We start from the raw sequence: 19,152 nt of genomic DNA on the forward strand, positions 1-19,152 counted from the left end.
GGAAGGGTCCGGGGACCCTTCCGCCGAAATCAGCTACGAGCCGGCGTCGGCGCCGTAGATGTCGAAGTCGAAGTACTTGGAGTTGATCTTGGAATAGGTGCCGTCCTTTCGGATCGCCTTGATCGCGGCGTTGAACGAGGAGCGAAGATCGTCGTCGCCCTTGCGCACCGCGATTCCGGCGCCCTCACCGTGACACCCCAGATCGAACTGGTCACCGCCGAGGAACGCGAAGTTCTTGCCGTCCTCAGTGCCCAGGAAGCCCTCGAGGGCCTGGATCGAGTCGGAGATCTGCGCGTCGATCCGGCCGGAGGCGAGGTCCAGGAAGACCTCTTCCTGGGTGGCGTAGAGCCGCAGCTCCGTGTCCGGGAACTTCTTCTCCATGTAGCACTGGTGGATCGTGCCGCGCTGGACCCCGACGGTCTTGCCCTTCATGCCTTCCGCGGTCGGCTCGAAGCCGGCGTTCTTGGGCGCCACGAACTTGGCCGGGGTATTGTAGTACTTGGCCGTGAAGTCGACCTTCTTCTTGCGCTCCTCCGTGATCGACATGGAGGCGACGATGGCGTCGTACTTCTTGGCCAGGAGGGCGGGGATGATGCCGTCCCAATCCTGCTCCACCAGCTCGCAGTCCCTATTCATTTCGGCGCAGAGCGCCCGGGCGATCTCGATGTCGAAGCCCTTGAGGGTGCCGTCGGGCTCCTTCCAGGAGAACGGCGGGTAGGCGCCCTCGACGCCGATGCGCAGTTTCTCGCCCGCCTGGGCGGTCGCGCCCATGGCGAGCGCGAGGCCGGCCGCGGCCAGTAGCGTTGTCAGTTTCTTGAAACCCATGCTTCTCTTCTCCCTGTTGAACGACTCCGGCCGCGCGCGGCGTCCGGGGTCAGCTTGCAAAATAGCGCCGGTTTGCCTCCGTCAATCGCGGGTCTTGGCCAGGAACTGGCGGAAGCGTTCCGATTTCGTGTTGCCGAAGACCTCGGCGGGCGGGCCCTGCTCTTCTATACGGCCCTCGTGCAGGAAGACGACCTCCGAGGAGACGTCGCGGGCGAAGCCCATCTCATGGGTCACCACCAGCATGGTGCGCCCCTCTTCCGCCAGCTGCCGCATGACCCGCAGCACTTCCCCGACCAGCTCGGGATCGAGCGCCGAGGTCGGTTCGTCGAACAGCATGACGTCCGGCTCCATGGCGAGCGCGCGGGCGATCGCCGCCCGCTGCTGCTGCCCGCCGGACAGGTGGGCCGGATAGTAGTCCTGGCGCTCTCGGATGCCGACCTTCTCCAGGATCGCGTCCGCCCGTTCCAGAGCTTCCGCCTTGGGCACCTTGAGCACGTGAATCGGCGCCTCGATCACGTTCTCCAGGACCGTCATGTGGGACCAGAGATTGAAGCTCTGAAACACCATGGCGAGCCGCGCGCGGATCCGCTCGACCTGCCGGAGGTCCTCGGGAACGGCCTGGCCCTGGCGATCCTTGGTCATGCGGATCTCTTCGCCGCGCACGAGCACGCGCCCGGCATTGGGCGTCTCGAGCAGGTTGATGCAGCGCAGGAATGTGCTCTTGCCGGAGCCGCTGGCGCCCAGCATGGCGATCACGTCGCCCTCGTGAGCGGTGAGCGATATGCCTTTCAGGACCTCGATCGGCCCGAAGCTCTTGTGGATGTCTTCGGCGACCAAGGCCGCTTCGGCGCCGTTTGCGGCGGCGGGTACGATGTCCGCCATCGACCCTCGGCCTCCCTGCCTGTCACTCTTCTAATTGTCTCAGAAGGTTAGACAGCTTTCGGCGGCTTGCAAAGGGAAAAGCTCCTGGCGCCGGGCCCGGGAGACGAGGGTTAGGGGCGGCCCGCCAGCATGGCGCGCGCCTGGGCGATGGCGCCGTGTTCCGGCGCATCGGCCGGCAGTTTCTCGGCCAGCGCCGAGGCCTGATCGAGCGCGGCGACGGCCTGCTCGCGCTCGCCCAGGACGGTATAGGCGCGGGTCAGGCGCAACCAGCCAGCCAGGTCGTCGGGCTCCTCCTCGAGCCGGGCCGCCAGGCGGTCCACCATCGAGCGGATGAAGGCCTGGCGCTGGTCGTTGCTCATTTCGGCCGCCGCGGCGACGTCCTCCTGGCTCGGTCCGGGCCCGCGGCCCAGGTCCGGCGACGACGCCCCGGGGGCCGGTTGGGGTTCGGGAGCGGGCCGGGCGATCTCGGGCGGCGGTTCGCCGTCGAGCGCCGCCTGGGTGCTGGCGATTCGGTTGTCGAGCAGCTCCTTCCAGGGCGCGTCGGGCGGCGTCTGGGCGGCGAGGCCGCGCCAGACTTCGAGCGCCTCGGCCAGGCGGCCGGACTGGGCGTAGGCGAGGCCGCCGTAGTAGAGCGCCCGGGGGTTGGCCGGGTCCATTTCCAGGGCCTCGGCGAAGGCGGCACGGGCCTCCGGCCCGACCCGGCCGCCGCCCGCGGCGGTCAGCACCTCGCCCAAAGAGGCGCGAGTCTCCGACGATTCGTCCCCGTTGGCGATCGCGCGGCGGTAGGCCTGCGCGGCGTCGAGGTAGCGGCCGAGCTCGCCGTAGGTCCGCGCGAGCAGGATGAAGCCCTGGATGTCGCCCGGGCTCTGCTCGAGCCGCGCGGCCAGGCGGTCGGCGAGGTCGGACAGGCTGTTGCCGTCGGGTGCGACCGGCGCCGGCGGCGGCGACTGGCGCGCGGCGAGCGGATGGGCCGGCAGCCCCGGATTGCCGAGCTGCCCGTAGAGCACGACCGCGGCGCCGGGAACGGCCAGGGCCAGGACCAGCGCCAGCGCGCGCGCCGGCCCGGCGGCGGCGAGCGGCCGATGCTTGCGTTCGCTGGCCTGCAGCATGCGCCGCTCGATCTCGGTGCGCGCGGTCGCCGCCTGGTCGGAGGTCAGAACGCCGCGGGCGAGGTCGCGCTCCAACTCGGCGAGCTGGTCGCGGTAGATCGCGAGATCGTAGGCGTCGCGGGCGGCGGCGGCGCCGCGACCGCGCCACAGCGGCAGCACCAGCAGCAGGACGGCCAGGGCGGCCATCACCGACGCGGCAACCCAGAAGATCATGAGCCGTCCTTGCGGTCGCCGCGATCCCGTTCGGAGCCGTCGATCAGGGCTTCGAGCCGCGCCTTCTCGGCGTCGCTCAGGGGCGCCGCGGCGGCCGGCGCCTGGCCGGTGCCGCCCCGGAAGTAGAGCACCACCAGGCCGAGCCCGAGGATGAACAACAGGAAAGGCCCGAACCAGAGCAGGTAGGTCGACGGCTTGAACGGCGGGCGCAACAGAACGAAGTCGCCGTAGCGCGCCACCAGATAGTCGAGCACCTCCTGGTCGCTGTCGCCGGCGACCAGGCGTTCGCGCACCAGGATGCGCAGGTCGCGCGCCAGATCGGCGTTGGAGGAGTCGATCGACTCGTTCTGGCAGACCACGCAGCGAATCTCCTCCGAGAGCGATCGGGCGCGGGATTCCAGCGCCGGATCGTCGAGGATCTCGTCGGGCTCGACCGCCGGGACGCCTTGCGCCGTCAGGAGCAGCGCCAGGGCCGCAAAGGCGGGAATCAGGTAACGCTTCATCCCTTCAAGGCCTCCAGCACCGGAATGATCTCTTCCTCCAGCTGACGGGGGTGGATCGGTCCGATGTGCTGATGCCGTATCCGTCCCTCGCGGTCGATGATGAAGGTCTCGGGCACGCCGGACACGCCCCAGTCGATCGCGGTGCGTCCCTTGTCGTCCAGGCCGATCCGCCGGTAGGGATTGCCCAGGCTCGCCAGCCAGCGGGCGCCGGCCGGCGGCGGATCCCGGTAGTTGATGCCGACCAGCCGGATTGAGGGGTCCTCGGCGAGCTCCATCAGCAGCGGGTGCTCGGCCCGGCAGGGGATGCACCAGGACGCGAAGAAGTTCACCAGGGTCACTTCGCCGCTCAGGTGCGCGGTGTCCAGACCCGGGGTTTCGGTCTCCGGCACCGGCGGCAGCGCGAAGTCCGGCACCGGCTTGTCGATCAGGGCCGAGCGGACCTCGCGCGGATTGCGCTCGGGATCGAGCCCCCAGAGGAAGTAGCCGGCGACAACGGCGAAGACGGCCAGCGGCAGAAAGAACAGCAGGCGTCGGCCCATGGGCGTCTCCCCGGTCAGGCGCTCTGGGTCGCAGTCCGCGCCGCGCGCTTGGCCTTGGAGGCCGGCGCGCCGATGCGAAACCGGCGGTCGCTGAGCGAGACCGTGCCGCCGAGGACCATCAGCAGGCAGCCGATCCAGATCCAGGGCACCAGGGGCTCGTGATAGATCCGCACCGTCCAGCCGCCCTGGCCGTCGGAGTCGCCGATCACCGCGTAGAGATCGCGCATCACCGTGGTGTGGATCGCGGCCTCCGTGGTCGGCATCTCCTGCACCGGGTAGAACCGCTTCTCGGGCGTCAGGACGGTGTAGGCCTCGCCGTCGCGGGTCACCGTGAAGGTCGCGGTATCGCTCAGGTAGTTCGGGCCCCGGCCGCGCTCCACGCCCTCCAGCGTGTAGACGTAGCCCGCCAGCTCGAGGCTCTCGCCCGGCTTGAGCACCTGCACCGCCTCGGACTGCCAGGCCGAGGAGGCGGTCATGCCGGCGACCGCGACGGCCATGCCCATGTGGGCCAGGGTCATGCCGTGGGACGAGCGCGGCACGCCGCCGATCCGCGCCAGGGTCTCGCCGGGCGGCCCCCGGAACAGCTTGACCCGCAGCGCCCACTCGGTGAAGGAGCCGGCGAACAGCCAGGCGGCCAGCGCCATCCCGAAGATCGCCAGGGCGGACTTGCCCGCGGTGAAGATCAGCAGCGCGACGACCACGACCGCGACCAGCCCGGCAGCCACCTTGAGCCTCGCCAGCACGCCGGCCAAATCGGCCCGCTTCCACGGCATCAGAGGGCCGATCGCCATGGCGGCGACCAGGGGCACCATGAGCGGCACGAAGGTCCGGTCGAAGAAGGGCGCGCCGACCGAGACCTTGTCGCCGCCCAGCGCCTCGGTGAAGAGCGGGTAGAGCGTGCCCAGGAAGACCGTGGCCGTGGCGGTGGCGAGCAGCAGGTTGTTCAGCACCAGGGCGCCCTCGCGGCTGACCGGCGCGAAGATTCCGCCGGGCTTGAGCGCCGGCGCGCGCAGCGCGAACAGCAGCAGCGAGCCGCCGATGGTGATCGAGAGCAGCACCAGGATGAAGAGTCCGCGCTCCGGATCGGTGGCGAAGGCGTGCACCGAGGTCAGCAGGCCGGAGCGCACGATGAAGGTACCGATCAGCGACAGCGAGAAGGTCAGGATCGCCAGCAGGATGGTCCAGACCTTCAGGGCGTCGCGCTTCTCGACCACGATGGCCGAGTGCAGCAGGGCCGTGCCCAGGAGCCAGGGCATGAAGGAGACGTTCTCGACCGGGTCCCAGAACCACCAGCCGCCCCAGCCGAGCTCGTAGTAGGCCCACCAGCTGCCGAGCGCGATGCCGGCGGTCAGGAAGCACCAGGCGAGCAGAGTCCAGGGCCGCACCCAGCGGGCCCAGGCGGCGTCGACGCGGCCCTCGATCAGCGCGGCGATGGCAAACGAGAAGGCCATCGAGAAGCCGACGTAGCCGGTGTAGAGCATGGGCGGGTGGAACGCGAGGCCCGGGTCCTGCAGCAGCGGGTTGAGGTCACGGCCGTCGAGCGGCACCGGGAAGACGCGCGCGAAGGGGTTGGAGGTGAAGATCGAGAAGGTGAGAAAGCCGATCGCGATCCAGGCCTGGACGGACAGCACCCGCGCGCGCAGGGTCGGCGGCAGGTTGTCGCCGAACACCGCGACCGCCGCGCCGAACAGCGCCAGGATGAGGATCCAGAGCACCATCGAGCCCTCGTGGTTGCCCCAGACGCCGGAGATCTTGTAGATCATCGGCTTGGCCGAGTGCGAGTTCTGGACCACGTTCAGGAGCGAGAAGTCCGAGGTCACGTAGGCGTGCATCAGCGCCATGAAGGCGGTCAGCACGAGCAGGAACTGCAGCACCGCCGCGCTGCGCCCGACGCCCATCCAGGCCAGGTTGCCCCGGGCCGCGCCGATCATGGGCAGGCTGCCCTGAACCAGGGCGACCACGAGCGCGAGGATCAGTGCGAAGTGTCCCAGCTCGATGATCATTGCGTGTAGGCTCCTTCCGACGCGCCGTCGGCCTCACCCCCGGGTTTCCACTGGCCGGACTTCTTCAGCGCCTCGGCCACCTCTGGCGGCATGTAGTTCTCGTCGTGCTTGGCCAGCACCTCGTCGGCCTGGAACAGGCCGCTGCGGTTGAGCCGTCCCTGGACCACCACGCCCTGGCCCTCGCGGAACAGGTCGGGAAGGATCCCCTTGTAGGCCACGGGCACGGCCTCGGCGAGATCGGTCACGCGGAATTGAACCTCGAGCCCGGAGCCGCGCTGGACCGAGCCTTCCTCGACCAGGCCGCCGAGCCTGAGCGCCCGCCCGTTGGGCGCCTTGCCGGCCAGGATGTCGCTCGGGCTGTAGAAGAAGACGAGGTTCTCCTCGAAGGCGGTGAGCACCAGCACGGCCGCTGCCGACAATGCCAGCATGCCCGCGCCCAGCATGATCATCCGCCGCCGCTTCCTGGTCATGACGTCTCTCCGCTGCGCGCCGCCCGCCGCGCCTGGCGGCGGCTCTTGACTTGATCCGACTGCTCGACCGATTCCAGGTCGCGCTCGTGCCGCTTGAGGTCGCGCAGGCTCTGCCACAGGAAGCCCGCCAGCACCAGCGCGCTGAGCCCATAGGCCGGCCAGACGAAGGCGCCGTAGCCCCCCATGGCGAGGAAATCTTCAAGGCTCGTCATGGGGTTCTTTCTAGACCGCCGGCCCGGTCGTTGACCATGCGTTCGATCAAGCTGTCCGCCGCCATCACATCACCCCGGTTGCTGCGCCACCAGGCGAAGCGCCCGCAGGCGCGCGGCCGCCAGCTCGCTGCGCACGCGCAGCAGCAGAAGGGTCGCGTAATAGAGCTTGAAGCCCAGGGCCATCAGCAGCAGCGGCCAGAGCATGTCGGGGTGGATCGTCGGCCCGTCCATGCGCATCACGCTGGCGGGCTGGTGCAGGGTCGACCACCAGTCGACCGAGAACTTGATGATCGGCACGTTGACGAAGCCGACCAGCGCCAGTATGGCGGCCGCCTTGCGGCCGCGCGCCGGATCCTCGAAGGCGTTCATCAGCGCCATGTGCCCGAGATAGAGGAAGAAGAGGATCAGGACCGAGGTGAGCCGCGCGTCCCAGACCCACCAGGTGCCCCACATGGGCTTGCCCCAGAGCGAGCCGGTCGCGAGCGCCAAAAAGGTGAAGCCCGCGCCGAGCGGCGCCGAAGCCTTGGCGACCACGTCGGCCAGGGGGTGGCGCCAGATCAGCGAGGACGCGCTGGCGACGGCGATCACCGTGTAGACGAAGAGCGCCATCCAGGCGGCGGGCACGTGAACGTACATAATCCGCACGCTCTCGCCCTGCTGATAGTCGGGCGGCGCCACGAAGAGCGCGAGGTAGAGGCCGGCACCCAGGCAGACCGCGCAGAGGCCGGCCAACCAGGGTACCAGGGGCCGGGCGAGGCGCATGAAACGGCCGGGATTGGCGAAGCGGTGCATGGCTCGATCGTCACTCTCTCGCGTTTAACCACAGTACGAAAAAAACCGCGCAGCCGCTCACTCTGCAACCTGCCTGAGCGCCGCCGCGCTGGCCCAGGGCGCGAGCGGCAGCGCGGCCAGCAGCAAGGCGCCGAGCAGAAGCAGATGAGGGCGCGCGGGCAATTCTGCCAGCACCGCATCGATCGCGCCAACGGCGAAAATCAGAACCGGGATGTAGAGCGGCAGCACGAGCAGCGGTATCAGCACGCCGCCGCGGCGCGCGCCCAGGGTGAGCGCCGCGCCGATCCCGCCGATCAGGCTGAGCACGGGCGTCGCCAGGGTCATGGCCAGCATCAGGATCGGCAGCGAGGCCGCCTCCATCCCGTAGCTCGTCGCGATCAGGGGGCTCGCGAGGATGAGCGGCAATCCGGTGGTCAGCCAATGGGCCAGCACCTTGGCCAGGACCGCCAGCTCGAGCGGTAGGGGCGAGAGCACCAGAAGCTCCAGATTGCCGTCTTCGTAGTCGGCCAGGAACATCCGCTCGAGCGACAGGAGCACCGCCAGCAGGGCGCAGACCGCGACCACGCCGGGCGCGATGCGCAGCAGCAGGTTGGGCTCCGGGCCCAGGGCGAAGGGAAAGAGCATCGCGGCGAGCAGAAAGAACAGGATCACCAGGCTGGCCTCGGCGCGCTGGCGCAGCGCCAGGCGCAGGTCGCGGCCGAGCACGGCGGCGAAGCCGCTCACCAGAGGAACTCCACGGCGCGGCGCGGCGCGAAACGGTCCAGCGAGAGGGTCTCCGCCGGGCCGAACGGCAGCGCCATGTGGGTCGCGGCGACGACGCAGCCGCCGCCTTCGCGGTGCCGGGCGACCGCCCGGCCCAAACGCTCGAGCGAGTCGCGATCGAGGCCGACCCCGGGCTCGTCGAGCAGCCAAAGCCCGGCGGGCGCGGTCAGCAGGCGCGCCAGGGCGAGCCGGCGCTTCTGACCGGCCGACAGGAGCCGGCCGGGGACGTCGGTCTGGGCGGCAAGGCCGAAGAGGTCGAGCGCCCGCTCGACCGGCTCGGCGCCTGCCTCCTCCGCGCCGCCGCGCAGGCCGGTCCAGTACTCCAGGTTCTCGCGCGCGCTGAGCACCGGCTTGACCGCGTCGAGATGGCCGAGGAACTGGACCCGCGACCGTTGCTCGTCGGCCCGGGTCGGCCGCTGCTCCCACAGCAACTCCCCCTCGCTCGGCGCGAGCAGGCCGGCCATGAGCCGCAACAAGCTCGACTTGCCGCTGCCGTTCGGGCCGTCGAGCAGCAGCACGCCGCCGGGCTCGAGCGCGAAGTCGAGGCACTCGAAGACCCGCCGGCCGCCGCGGTCACACGCGAGTTCGCGTCCTTCGAAGAGGCTCATGGAGATACCGACGGTCGCGGTTGGGGCAGAGCGGATGAACGGAATAGACGCGTCGGATATAGCAAACAAGGCGGGAGCGGCCAAACGCTCGTCGCTCAAACGCTGGTCGCCCGAACTCTGGTCGCGGGTCGCTTGATCGCTATGACATGGGAGGTCGAGAGTGGCCGCCGGGGTCGGGACCGGCGGCCACTCTCAGTTCCCAGCCGAAGGGGGCAAGTAGATGATGAGGCCGGCTGGCCACCTCGAACAGAGAGGGGAAGTCTCCGTGGGTAGATAGGTAGAGGGAGATTGTGCTCTGACTTGGCCGCAATTGCGGCGGAATTAAGGATTTCGGTCCCGATGCGGAAAGGTTCCGAAACCGGCCCGGGCACACCAGGATCCATCCCATTCTCCCCAGAAAAACAACCTTGGATAGCCCTACAGAGCGAATTCTTTACCAGAAGGATGCTAGACCGGGGGCGCCTTAACCCTTCCGAGCCGCCAGCATGCGCCGAAATCGCCGCTCCCCCTGCCCTACCCGGCCACTGACACCCCGCGCGAGCGTCGTGGCGGCGGCCTTCCTGCTTGCCGCCTGCGCGGCCGGCCCGGAAAAGCAACCGGCAGCACCGGAATCCACGTCCGCCCAAGCCGCGACCGAGCGATACGATTCAGCAATCCAGGCCCTGATCCGCAAGGCGGAGGACGGCGACGACAAGGCCCAGTACAGGCTGGGCGAGCTCTTCGCGCGCGGCCAGGCGGTGCCGCGGGACGAGCGGGAGGCCGCCAAGTGGTTCCGCCGGGCGATGGCGCAGGGGCACCCCCGGGCCGGCCGGGACCTAAGCCTGCTGATCATCGAGGGCCGGGTCCGACCCAAGAGCAAGGCCGAGACCCAGAGGCTGCTGCCGCCGGCGGCCGAAGCCGGCAACGTCGAGGCGCAGTACCGCCTGGCGGTAATCCTGGAGGAGGGCCAGGGCCTCAAGCGCAACCCCAAGAAGGCGGCTTTCTGGTACGCCAAGGCGGCGATGGCCGGGCTCCCCCAGGCGCAGTACCGCCTCGGCCGACTCTACCTGGAAGGCATCGGCGTCGAGCAGAGTTTCAAGACCGCGTTGAAATGGTTCCGCAAGGCCGCCAACAAGAACTACGGGCTCGCCGAGAAAGACCTCGGCGTCATGTACAAGAACGGCTGGGGTACCGAACAGGACGACGCCAAGGCGGTGTTCTGGCTGCGCCGCGCGGCCGACAAGGGCATGCCTTCGGCCCAGCGGGTTCTGGGCGCCATGTATTACTACGGGCACGGCGTCGAGCAGGACTACGTCGAGGCCTACAAGTGGTTCGATCTGGCGGTGATGCGCGGCCACCAGGAGGCGGCGGAGGCCCGCGAGGGCGTCGCGCGCCGCATGACCGAGGGCCAGATCATCCAGGCCGAGACGCGCGCCCGTGAATGGCTCGCCAAGCAGAAGGGCAGCTGATCCCGCGGGACCGGCTCAGTCGTAGCTGCGCTGGTCGTCGATCACCTTGCCGTCGTTCGGCAGGCTGGCCGGCGCCACCAGACGGATCTCGCCCTTCAGCTTGCAGCTTTCCTGCAACGAGCGGCCGAGCGCCGCCACCAGCGCGTCGGAACAGTCGCTGGCTTCGCAGAGCAGGGTCATGTGGTCGCTCTCGCCGCGCCGCTCGACGGTGAGCCGCGCCCGGGCCACCTCGGGGTGCCGCTTGACCACCTCGGCGATCTGCGAGGGGTGGACGAACATGCCCTTGACCTTGGTGGTCTGATCGGCCCGGCCCATCCAGCCCTTGAGGCGCAGGTTGGTCCGCCCGCAGGCGCCCGTGCCCGGCAGCACGGCGGAGAGGTCGCCGGTGGCGAAGCGGATCAGGGGATAGTCGGGGTTGAGCGTGGTCACCACGACCTCGCCGACCTCGCCCTCGGCCACCGGATCGCCGGTCCCGGGCCGCACGATCTCAACGATCAGCCCCTCGTCGACCACCATGCCGTCGCCGACGGCGCCGTCCGGGCCCAGGGTCTCGTAGGCGATCAGGCCTAGGTCCGCCGTCGCGTAGCACTGCAGGGTGGCGACGCCCCGCTCGGCGTATTCCTGGCGGAGCGAGGGGAAGAGCGCACCGCCCGAGACCAGGGCGCGCTTGATCGAGTCGCAGTCGAGATCGAGCTCGTTCGCCTTGTCGAGCAGCACCTTTAGGAAGTCCGGCGTGCCCGTGTAGCCGACCGGCTTGAGGTGCGCGATCGCCTGGACCTGCTGCTCGCTGTTGCCGACGCCGCCGGGCACGACGGCGCAGCCGAGCGCCCGCAAGCCCCCGTCGAGCATCCAGCCGCCCGGGGTCAGGTGATAGGCGAAGCAGTTGTGCACCAGGTCGCCGGCCCGGAAGCCGGCCGCGTGGAGTGCCCGCTCGAGCCGCCAGAAACCGGGGCGCACAGACTCGAACTCGTAGATCGGTCCGGGCGAGGCGAAGATCCGGCTCGGGTCCGCCGCCGCCAGGCCGCCGAAGGGCGGGGCGCTCGCCTGGCGCTCGACCAGGTCGCCCTTGCGGGTCACCGGGAGGCCGGCCAGGGCCGCGCGATCCTTGATGCCGCCCGGCTCCACATCCCCGAGGATCTCGGCGTAGGCCGGCGTCTCGGCCTTGGCGTGGGCGACCTGGGCGGCCAGCGCGACGCCCTCGTCGCGCGCGCGCAGATCGGGGGTGCGGGTTTCCAGGTCGTCGAAGTGCTCAACCGCGCTCATGGCATTCTATCCTCTTGTCATGCTTGGACTTGATCCGAACATCCAGGGTTGCCAGCCGCCCCTGGATTGCCGTGTCGAGCACGGCAATGACAACGAGAGAGGCAACTGGGTACAGCGATCAAGCCAGCCAGCGCTTGCGGCGCTTGTAGTGCTTCACGTCGCGGTAGCTCTTGCGGCCTGTGGTCGAGAGGCCGAGGTAGAACTCCTTGACGTCGGCGTTCTCGCGCAGGGACGCCGCGTCGCCGTCCATGACCACCCGGCCGTTCTCCAGGATGTAGCCGTACTTGGCGTAGCGCAGCGCGACGTTGGTGTTCTGCTCGGCGAGCAGGATCGAGACCCCCTCCTGCTCGTTCAGCCGCTTGACGATCTCGAAGATCTCCTCGACCAGCTGCGGGGCGAGGCCCATTGAGGGTTCGTCGAGCAGGATCATGCGCGGGCGGCTCATCAGGGCGCGGCCGATCGCCGTCATCTGCTGCTCGCCGCCCGAGGTGTAGCCGGCCAGGGAGCTGCGCCGCTCCTTCAGGCGCGGAAAGTAACCGTAGACCATCTCGAGATCCTGGTCGATCGCCGCGCGGCCCTCGCTCCGTGTGTAGGCCCCGGTCAGCAGGTTCTCCTCGACGGTCAGGTGCTCAAAACAGTGGCGGCCCTCCATCACCTGGATGACGCCGCGCTTGACCAGGTCGTTGGGCGTCAGCCGGTCGACCTTCTCTTTCTCGAACTCGATCGACCCCTTGGTGACCTCACCGCGCTCGGCGCGGAGCAGGTTTGAGATCGCCTTCAGGGTGGTGGTCTTGCCGGCGCCGTTGGCCCCGAGGAGGGCGACCACGCCCCCATCGGGAACCTCGAGCGATACGCCCTTGAGCACCAGAATGACGTGGTCGTAGATGACCTCGATATTGTTGACGCTCAGGAGCGCAGAGCCGTTGGCGGCACCATTGCTCCGTTCTGCGGTCGCGCCTGTGGACATCCAGGTTCTCTCCGGCCCGTTGTTCGATGCTGGCGGCGCCGCCCCGGGGGAAAGCGGGACGGCGCCCTCCAGCGAGAGACTAAAGCGGATTTACCGGGTTCGATGGATCGCCCTGGTGAATCCACCGAACCCGGATCTGCTCTAGGGGCAGCTGCGCGGCGTGATGCCCTTTTCCGCGGCGTAGGCCGCTGCGGCCGACTCGATCATCGGCCTGAGCAGCCCCTTACGATTGGGCTCGATCCAGTCGGAGACCTTGTTCCAGGCGCTCCCGTCCCACTGCTGCACGTAGGCACGTCCGGTGCCCTCGTGGTCGGCGCAGGAGACCTGGATCGCCTCCATGAAACCGGTCAGGCCCATATCGGCGAGCCGGGCGGAATCGACTTTGAGGTTCTCGAAGCCGTCGCGGATCTGCTCGCCGGTCAGCGGCTTCTTGCCGTGCATGCCCTGCGCCGTCTTGATCGCCTCGACGATGATGGCGGCGTTCATGACCCCGCGGTTGTAGAGCACTTGGCCGACCTCCTCGCGCGGGCCGGTGCCATTCCCGGCGTCGTGCACCTTGGTCAGGATGTTCTGCAGCGCCGGATAGTCGGTGCCCGTGCCGTGGAAGTTCAGGGACTTGTAGCCCTTGGCCTGCGCGCCCGCCGGCACGACGTCGGGCTCCGCGCCCGACCACCAGATGCCGATGAAGCGGTCCATGGGATAGGCCACCGCGGCGGCTTCCTTGATCGCGGTGGAGTTCATCACGCCCCAGCCCCACATGGCGGTCCAGTCGGGGCGGACCTGTCGGCCGATCTGCAGCCAGGTGGCCTTCTGCTCCAGGCCCGGGTGGGCGACGGGGAACAGGTGGAGCGAGAAGCCGTGCTTCTCGGAGAGCGCCTCGAGGGTGGCGATCGGTTCCTTGCCGTAGGCCGAGTCGTGATAGACCAGAGCGATCTTCTTGCCCTTGAGGTTATCGTAGCCGCCCTCGTTCTTGGCGATGTAGTTGACGATGATGTCGGCGCCGGACCAGTAGGTCGCCGGCAGCGTGAAGACGTAGGGGAAGACCCTTCCGTCGGAACCGGCGGTCCGGCCGTAGCCCATGGACAGCACCGGGATCTTGTCCGCGGTCGCGCGATCGATCAGCGCGTAGGTGATGCCGGTCGAGAGCGGTGTGATGGCGGCCGCGCCGGGGCGCTTGAGGCGCTCGTAGCATTCCACGCCGCGGTCGTTGTTGTAGGCCGTATCGCACTCCTCGTACTCGATCATCACGCCGTTGATGCCGCCGGTGGCGTTGACCATCTTGATGTAATCCTGGAACCCGTTGGCGAAGGGTATGCCGTTCGGCGCATAGGGACCGGAACGGTACATCAGGCCCGGAATGAACTGCTTGTCCTGCGCGGCGACAGGCGGGGCCGCCGCCATGAGGAGCGCCGCAGCACCCGCTGCAGCCAAGCCTAGAGCATTGAATCTCATTTCAAACTTCCTCCTTGTTCAAGCCGGCGGATTGTTCCGCCGTTGGTTGTGAACCTATCATTACAGCCTGACGCCGACCAAGCCCCGGCCGCCCGGACCGCACGCTAGTAGGGGAACGGCCAAAGCCGCAGCTTCTCCTTCATGATCTGCCAAAGCCGCGCCAGCCCGTGGGGCTCAACGATCAGGAAGAACACGATCAGCGCGCCGAAGATCATGAACTCGACATGGGACACCAGGGCGGTCGAAATGGTCGGGTCCACGGCAAGCATCGCGTTGTTCAATAGGATCGGCAGCAGCACGATGAAGGCGGCGCCCAGAAACGATCCCAGAATCGAACCGAGCCCGCCGATGATGATCATGAACAGCACCTGGAACGAGCGGTTGATTTCGAACGCCAGCGCCTCGACCGAACCGGTATAGACGAAGGCCCAGAGCGCGCCGGCGATCCCGATGTAGAAGGAGCTGATCGCGAAGGCCAGGAGCTTGGTGTGCAGCGGGCGGATGCCGATGATCTCGGCGGCGATATCCATGTCCCGGATCGCCATCCAGGAGCGGCCGACGCGGCTGCGTACCAGGTTCTTGGCGATCAGCGCCAGCAGTCCGACGAAGATCACCAGGAAGAGGTACTTGGCCTCCGGGGTCGCCTCGTTTCCGGTCAGGAAGATACCGGGCAGGAGCTCGCGCGGCGGCGCCGAGATGACGCCCGACGGGCTGTAGTTCACCCACCAGGGGAACTTGTTGAAGACCCAGACCAGGAAGAACTGCGCCGCCAGGGTCGCGACCGCCAGGTAGAAGCCCTTGATCCGCAGCGAGGGCAGGCCGAAGACCACGCCGACGGCCGCCGTGCCGAGGCCCGACAAGAGGAAGACCAGGACGATGTGGAGGTCGGGGAACCCGGTCGAGAGCTTGTAGGCGAAGAAGGCGCCGCAGGCCATGAAGCCGCCCGTGCCCAGGGACAGCTGGCCGCAATAGCCGGTCAGCAGGTTGAGCCCGATCGCGGCCATGGAGAAGACCAGGAACGGGATCATGATCGTGCTCAGCCAGTACTCGCTGGACATGGTGGGAATGATCAGCAGCGCGACCAGCAGGATGATCGCCACGCCGATGCGGTCCTGCGCGATCGGAAAGATCGCCTGATCGGCTTGGTAGCTGGTCTTGAATTGGCCGGCCTCGCGATAGAACACGACTCAGACCCTCTCGATGATCTTTTCGCCGAACAGGCCCTGCGGCCTGAACAGGAGCACCACCAGCGCCAGCATGTAGGCGAACCAGTCCTGGATCGCGCCGCCGATAAAATGACCGAGGAAGATCTCGGCGAGCTGTTCACTGGCACCGATGATTAGGCCGCCCACGATCGCCCCGGGAATCGAGGTGAAGCCACCGAGGATCAACACCGGCAGGGCCTTGAGCGCGATCAGCGCGAGCGAGAACTGGACGCCCGCCTTGCCGCCCCACATGATCCCGGCGACCAGCGCGACGATGCCGGCAACCGACCAGACGATGGTCCAGATGACCTTCAGGGGTATGCCGACCGACAGGGCGGCCTGGTGATCGTCGGCCACGGCCCGCAGCGCGCGCCCGGTCCGCGTGTACTGGAAGAACAGCGCCAGCGCGGCGACCAGGACACCGCCCGTCAATGCGGCGATCAGGTCGTACTGGTTGACCAGGATGCCGCCCTCGAAAACGTTCTCAAAGACGAAAAGGGGGCTCTTCGGGATCCCGATATCGAGCACCTTGACGTCGGAGCCCCAGAGCGTCTGTCCGAAGCCGTCGAGAAAATAGAAGATCCCGATGGTCGCCATGAACAGGATGATCTGCTCCTGGTTCACCAGCGGCCGGAGGACGACGCGCTCGATCGCGAAGGCGACCAGCACCATGATCGCGGCGGTCAGGAGGAAGGAGAGGGCCCAGTAGAGCCCCATCTCGATGAAGCCGACCATGGTGAGCGCCGAGAACAGCACCATCGAGCCCTGGGCGAAGTTGAAGATGCCGGAGGCCTTGAAGATCAACACGAAGCCGAGCGCCACGAGGGAGTACATCACCCCCTGCAGCAGGCCGGCCAGCAGCACCTCGAAGTAGTAGCCCCAGGTGAAGAAGAAGCTCGGGTCGAGGCCGGCGACGAGCTGGAGAGCCAGGCCGAGCCCCGCGATCCCGAGCAGGGGCGAGATCATCCAGAGGGTCAGAGTGAGGGGCGCTGCCATCGAAACGCCCCTAGTGGCTCACGCCGAGGTAGGCGTCGATCACGGCCTGGTTGCGGCGCACCTCGTCCGGCGTGCCGTCGGCCAGCTTGCGGCCGTAGTCGAGCACCACGACCCGGTCCGAGATATCCATGACCACGCCCATATCGTGCTCGATCAGGGCGATGGTCGTGCCGAACTCGTCGTTGACGTCGAGGATGAAGCGGCACATGTCCTCCTTCTCCTCGACGTTCATGCCGGCCATGGGCTCGTCGAGCAGCAAGAGGTCCGGCTCCGCGGCCAGTGCGCGGCCGAGCTCGACCCGCTTCTGCAGGCCGTAGGGCAGGCGGCCGACCGGGGTCTTGCGGATCTGCTGGATCTCCAGGAAGTCGATGATGTTCTCGACGAAGGCGCGGTTCTCCATTTCCTCCCGCTGGGCCGGCCCGTAGTAGAGCGCTTGCCAGAGGAAGTTGCGTTTCATCTTGAGCAGGCGCCCGGTCATGATGTTGTCGAGGGTCGACATGCCGCGAAACAGCGCGATGTTCTGAAAGGTCCGCGCGATGCCCTGCTTGGCGGCCTCGTGGGGGCGCATCTGCTTGCGCGTCGCGCCCTTGAAGGTGATCGAGCCCTGCTGCGGGTGGTAGAAGCCGTTGATCACGTTCAGCATCGACGACTTGCCGGCGCCGTTCGGGCCGATGATCGCGCGAATCTCGTGCTCCCGAATGTCGAAGCTGACGTCGGAGATCGCCCGCACGCCGCCGAAGGAGAGGGAGATGTTCTCCACCTCGAGAAGCGTGCCGCCGATTCGCGCCGCCCGCGCCGCCTCGTCGGACGCGCCCGGCCCGGCCGCAACCTCCGCCGGCGGCGCCTTGATTAGGGTTTCCGCCACGCTCAGCCCGCCTTCTTCATGGGTTGATAGGTCTCGGCCGACGCGATCGCCAGATCCGCGGCCAGCTTGCCCTTGCGCCCGTCCTCGAAGGTCACCTCGGACTCGATGAAGGCGTGGTCGTCGCCGCCGTAGAGCCCGTCGATCAGCGGCGCGTAGCGCTCGGTGACGGTCCGCCGCCGGACCTTGCGGGTCCGGGTCAGCTCGCCGTCGTCGGCGTCGAGCTCCTTGTGCAGGATTAGGAAGCGGCGGATCTGCGAGCCGGCCAGCTGCGGGTCCTCGGCGAGGTCGCGGTTCACCTGCTCGACGTGGCTCTTGATGATCTCGTAGACCTGTGGGTTGGCCGCCAGCTCCTGGTAGCTGCCATAGGCGACGTTGTTGCGCTCCGCCCAGTTGCCCATGGCCTCCAGGTCGATGTTGACGAAGGCCGAGACGTAGTCGCGGCCGCTGCCGAACACCACAGCCTCGCGGATGTTGGGGAAGAACTTCAGCTTGTTCTCCACGTACTTCGGCGCGAAGAGGCTGCCGTCGTTCAGCTTGCCGACGTCCTTCGCCCGGTCGATGATCTTGAGGTGGCCATCTTCCGCGAAGAAGCCGGCGTCGCCGGTGTGGACCCAGCCGTCCGGCGTCTTGGCCTCGGCGGTCGCCTCGGAATTCTTGAAGTATTCCTGGAACACGCCCGGCGAGCGGAACAGGACCTCGCCGCTGTCGGCGATGCGGATCTCGACCCCGGGCGCCGGCTTGCCGACGCTATCGGCCCTGATCTCGCCGTCCGGCTGCATGGTAATGAAGACGCTGGCCTCGGTGCTGCCGTAGAGCTGCTTCAGGTTGATGCCGAGCGAGCGGTAGAACTGGAAGATGTCTGGACCGATCGCCTCGCCGGCCGTGTAGGCAATTCTGATCCGGCTGAAGCCGAGCGAGTTCTTCAGCGGGCCGTAGATCAAGAGTTCGCCCAGCCCGTAGAGCAGGCGGTCGCCGAGCGAGACCCGCTGGCCGTCGAGAATCCGCACGCCGACCCGGCGCGCCAGCTTCATGAAGGCGTCGAACAGCCGGCGCTTGACCCAGCCGGCGTCCTCCATGCGGATCATCACGGTGGTCAGGATGTTCTCGAAGATGCGCGGCGGCGCGAAGAAGTAGGTCGGCCCCAGCTCGTTGAGGTCGTGCATCACCGTGGCGCCCGACTCGGGACAGGAGACGCAGAAGCCGGCCCAATAGGCCTGGCCATAGGAGAAGATATGGTCGCCGACCCAGGCCATGGGCAGGTAGGCGAGCATCTCTTCCTGTTCGGTCAGCCGGTCGAACTCGACCGAGTTCTTCGCGGTCTGGATCACGTTGTCGAAGGTCAGCACCACGCCTTTGGGCTGCCCCGTCGTCCCGGAAGTATAGAGGATGATCGAGGTGTCGCGGCCCTGGCTCTTGGCGATCTCGGCCTCGAAGAAATCGGGATGGTCCCGGTCGAAGGCCCGGCCCTTCTCCTGGACCTCCTCGAAGCCGTGCAGAATGTCGCGGGAATAGTGGCGCAGGCCGCGCGCGTCGTCGTAGACGATCTGCTCGAGCCGTGGGCAGCGCTCCCGGACCTCGAGCAGCTTGTCGACCTGTTCCTGGTCCTCGGCCATGGCGAAGCGGATCTCGGCGTGGTCGAGCACGAAGGCCATCTCGCCGGCCACGGAATCCTGATAGATCGGCACCGGCACCGCGCCGATCGACTGCGCCGCCACCATGGTCCAGTAGAGCCGCGGCCGGTTGTCGCCGATCACCGCGATCTTGTCGCCGCGCTTCAGGCCGTAGGCGGCGAGACCGCAGGCCAGCGCGCGCACCTCGTCGAGCGCCTCGCCCCAGGTCCAGCTCTGCCAGATGCCGAGATTCTTCTCCCGCACGGCCGTCCGGTCGCCGCGCGCGCGGGCGTTGCGCAGCAGCAGCTTGGGAAAGGTATCGGCGGCCTCGGCGCTCACGCCGCCGGGCCCTGCTTGGGATCCACTGGATCGCCCTCCCTGTACAACGCATCCCTTCCGGACACTTGGCGCGGAGTTTAGTGTGCGCG

At 68.0% G+C, this 19,152-nt stretch carries 19 protein-coding genes; 1 reads left to right on the forward strand and 18 read right to left on the reverse strand.

Features of this window, described 5'->3' with window-relative positions; all coding sequences use genetic code 11:
* Window positions 1-33: 33 nt before the first annotated feature.
* The 11 genes from QNJ67_03685 to ccmA form a co-directional block, all read right to left on the reverse strand.
* Complete coding sequence (locus tag QNJ67_03685; protein ID MDJ0608051.1) at window positions 34-825, reverse strand: ABC transporter substrate-binding protein; 792 nt, start codon at window positions 823-825, stop codon at window positions 34-36.
* An 81-nt stretch (window positions 826-906) separates the two neighbouring features.
* A complete protein-coding gene (locus tag QNJ67_03690; protein MDJ0608052.1) occupies window positions 907-1,707 on the reverse strand; it encodes an ABC transporter ATP-binding protein in 801 nt (266 codons plus the stop codon).
* A 110-nt stretch (window positions 1,708-1,817) separates the two neighbouring features.
* Window positions 1,818-3,029 carry a c-type cytochrome biogenesis protein CcmI gene (gene ccmI / locus QNJ67_03695; GenBank protein ID MDJ0608053.1) on the reverse strand — a complete coding sequence of 404 codons (1,212 nt, stop codon included), beginning with the start codon at window positions 3,027-3,029 and terminating at the stop codon, window positions 1,818-1,820.
* Complete coding sequence (locus tag QNJ67_03700) at window positions 3,026-3,532, reverse strand: cytochrome c-type biogenesis protein CcmH (GenBank protein ID MDJ0608054.1); 507 nt, start codon at window positions 3,530-3,532, stop codon at window positions 3,026-3,028. The genes ccmI and QNJ67_03700 overlap by 4 nt, the downstream gene beginning before the upstream one ends.
* Window positions 3,529-4,071 carry a DsbE family thiol:disulfide interchange protein gene (locus QNJ67_03705; GenBank protein MDJ0608055.1) on the reverse strand — a complete coding sequence of 181 codons (543 nt, stop codon included), beginning with the start codon at window positions 4,069-4,071 and terminating at the stop codon, window positions 3,529-3,531. The genes QNJ67_03700 and QNJ67_03705 overlap by 4 nt, the downstream gene beginning before the upstream one ends.
* A gap of 14 nt (window positions 4,072-4,085) precedes the next feature.
* Complete coding sequence (locus tag QNJ67_03710; protein ID MDJ0608056.1) at window positions 4,086-6,074, reverse strand: heme lyase CcmF/NrfE family subunit; 1,989 nt, start codon at window positions 6,072-6,074, stop codon at window positions 4,086-4,088.
* A complete protein-coding gene (gene ccmE / locus QNJ67_03715; GenBank protein ID MDJ0608057.1) occupies window positions 6,071-6,544 on the reverse strand; it encodes a cytochrome c maturation protein CcmE in 474 nt (157 codons plus the stop codon). Before ccmE ends, QNJ67_03710 begins: the two co-directional genes overlap by 4 nt.
* Window positions 6,541-6,756 carry a heme exporter protein CcmD gene (gene ccmD, locus QNJ67_03720; protein ID MDJ0608058.1) on the reverse strand — a complete coding sequence of 72 codons (216 nt, stop codon included), beginning with the start codon at window positions 6,754-6,756 and terminating at the stop codon, window positions 6,541-6,543. Before ccmD ends, ccmE begins: the two co-directional genes overlap by 4 nt.
* A 69-nt stretch (window positions 6,757-6,825) precedes the next feature.
* Window positions 6,826-7,548, reverse strand: coding sequence for a heme ABC transporter permease (locus tag QNJ67_03725; protein MDJ0608059.1), 723 nt, complete (start codon window positions 7,546-7,548; stop codon window positions 6,826-6,828).
* A gap of 57 nt (window positions 7,549-7,605) precedes the next feature.
* Window positions 7,606-8,271, reverse strand: coding sequence for a heme exporter protein CcmB (ccmB, locus tag QNJ67_03730; protein MDJ0608060.1), 666 nt, complete (start codon window positions 8,269-8,271; stop codon window positions 7,606-7,608).
* Window positions 8,268-8,918, reverse strand: coding sequence for a heme ABC exporter ATP-binding protein CcmA (gene ccmA, locus QNJ67_03735; protein MDJ0608061.1), 651 nt, complete (start codon window positions 8,916-8,918; stop codon window positions 8,268-8,270). Before ccmA ends, ccmB begins: the two co-directional genes overlap by 4 nt.
* 545 nt (window positions 8,919-9,463) lie before the next feature.
* Here ccmA and QNJ67_03740 point away from each other — a divergent pair.
* Window positions 9,464-10,366: a tetratricopeptide repeat protein gene (locus tag QNJ67_03740; protein ID MDJ0608062.1), complete on the forward strand. Its 903-nt coding sequence runs from the start codon at window positions 9,464-9,466 to the stop codon at window positions 10,364-10,366.
* Between the two features lie 15 nt (window positions 10,367-10,381).
* Here the strand turns inward: QNJ67_03740 and QNJ67_03745 are convergent, their stop codons facing one another.
* The 7 genes from QNJ67_03745 to QNJ67_03775 all read right to left on the reverse strand — a co-directional run bounded on the left by QNJ67_03745 (window position 10,382) and on the right by QNJ67_03775 (window position 19,063).
* Window positions 10,382-11,629, reverse strand: a complete 1,248-nt coding sequence (locus QNJ67_03745; protein MDJ0608063.1) for a phenylacetate--CoA ligase family protein — start codon at window positions 11,627-11,629, stop codon at window positions 10,382-10,384.
* A 118-nt stretch (window positions 11,630-11,747) separates the two neighbouring features.
* Window positions 11,748-12,596: an ABC transporter ATP-binding protein gene (locus QNJ67_03750; GenBank protein ID MDJ0608064.1), complete on the reverse strand. Its 849-nt coding sequence runs from the start codon at window positions 12,594-12,596 to the stop codon at window positions 11,748-11,750.
* A 141-nt stretch (window positions 12,597-12,737) separates the two neighbouring features.
* Window positions 12,738-14,048, reverse strand: coding sequence for an ABC transporter substrate-binding protein (locus tag QNJ67_03755; protein ID MDJ0608065.1), 1,311 nt, complete (start codon window positions 14,046-14,048; stop codon window positions 12,738-12,740).
* A 104-nt stretch (window positions 14,049-14,152) separates the two neighbouring features.
* A complete protein-coding gene (locus QNJ67_03760; GenBank protein ID MDJ0608066.1) occupies window positions 14,153-15,232 on the reverse strand; it encodes a branched-chain amino acid ABC transporter permease in 1,080 nt (359 codons plus the stop codon).
* 3 nt (window positions 15,233-15,235) lie between these two features.
* Window positions 15,236-16,249: a branched-chain amino acid ABC transporter permease gene (locus QNJ67_03765; protein MDJ0608067.1), complete on the reverse strand. Its 1,014-nt coding sequence runs from the start codon at window positions 16,247-16,249 to the stop codon at window positions 15,236-15,238.
* A 10-nt stretch (window positions 16,250-16,259) separates the two neighbouring features.
* The gene (locus tag QNJ67_03770) at window positions 16,260-17,030 is read right to left on the reverse strand and encodes an ABC transporter ATP-binding protein (protein MDJ0608068.1); all 771 of its coding nucleotides are present in this window, start codon (window positions 17,028-17,030) and stop codon (window positions 16,260-16,262) included.
* A gap of 86 nt (window positions 17,031-17,116) precedes the next feature.
* Window positions 17,117-19,063, reverse strand: a complete 1,947-nt coding sequence (locus tag QNJ67_03775) for an AMP-binding protein (protein ID MDJ0608069.1) — start codon at window positions 19,061-19,063, stop codon at window positions 17,117-17,119.
* Window positions 19,064-19,152: the final 89 nt, after the last annotated feature.

The organism is Kiloniellales bacterium (assembly GCA_030064845.1).
GTDB lineage: Bacteria > Pseudomonadota > Alphaproteobacteria > Kiloniellales > JAKSDN01 > JASJEC01.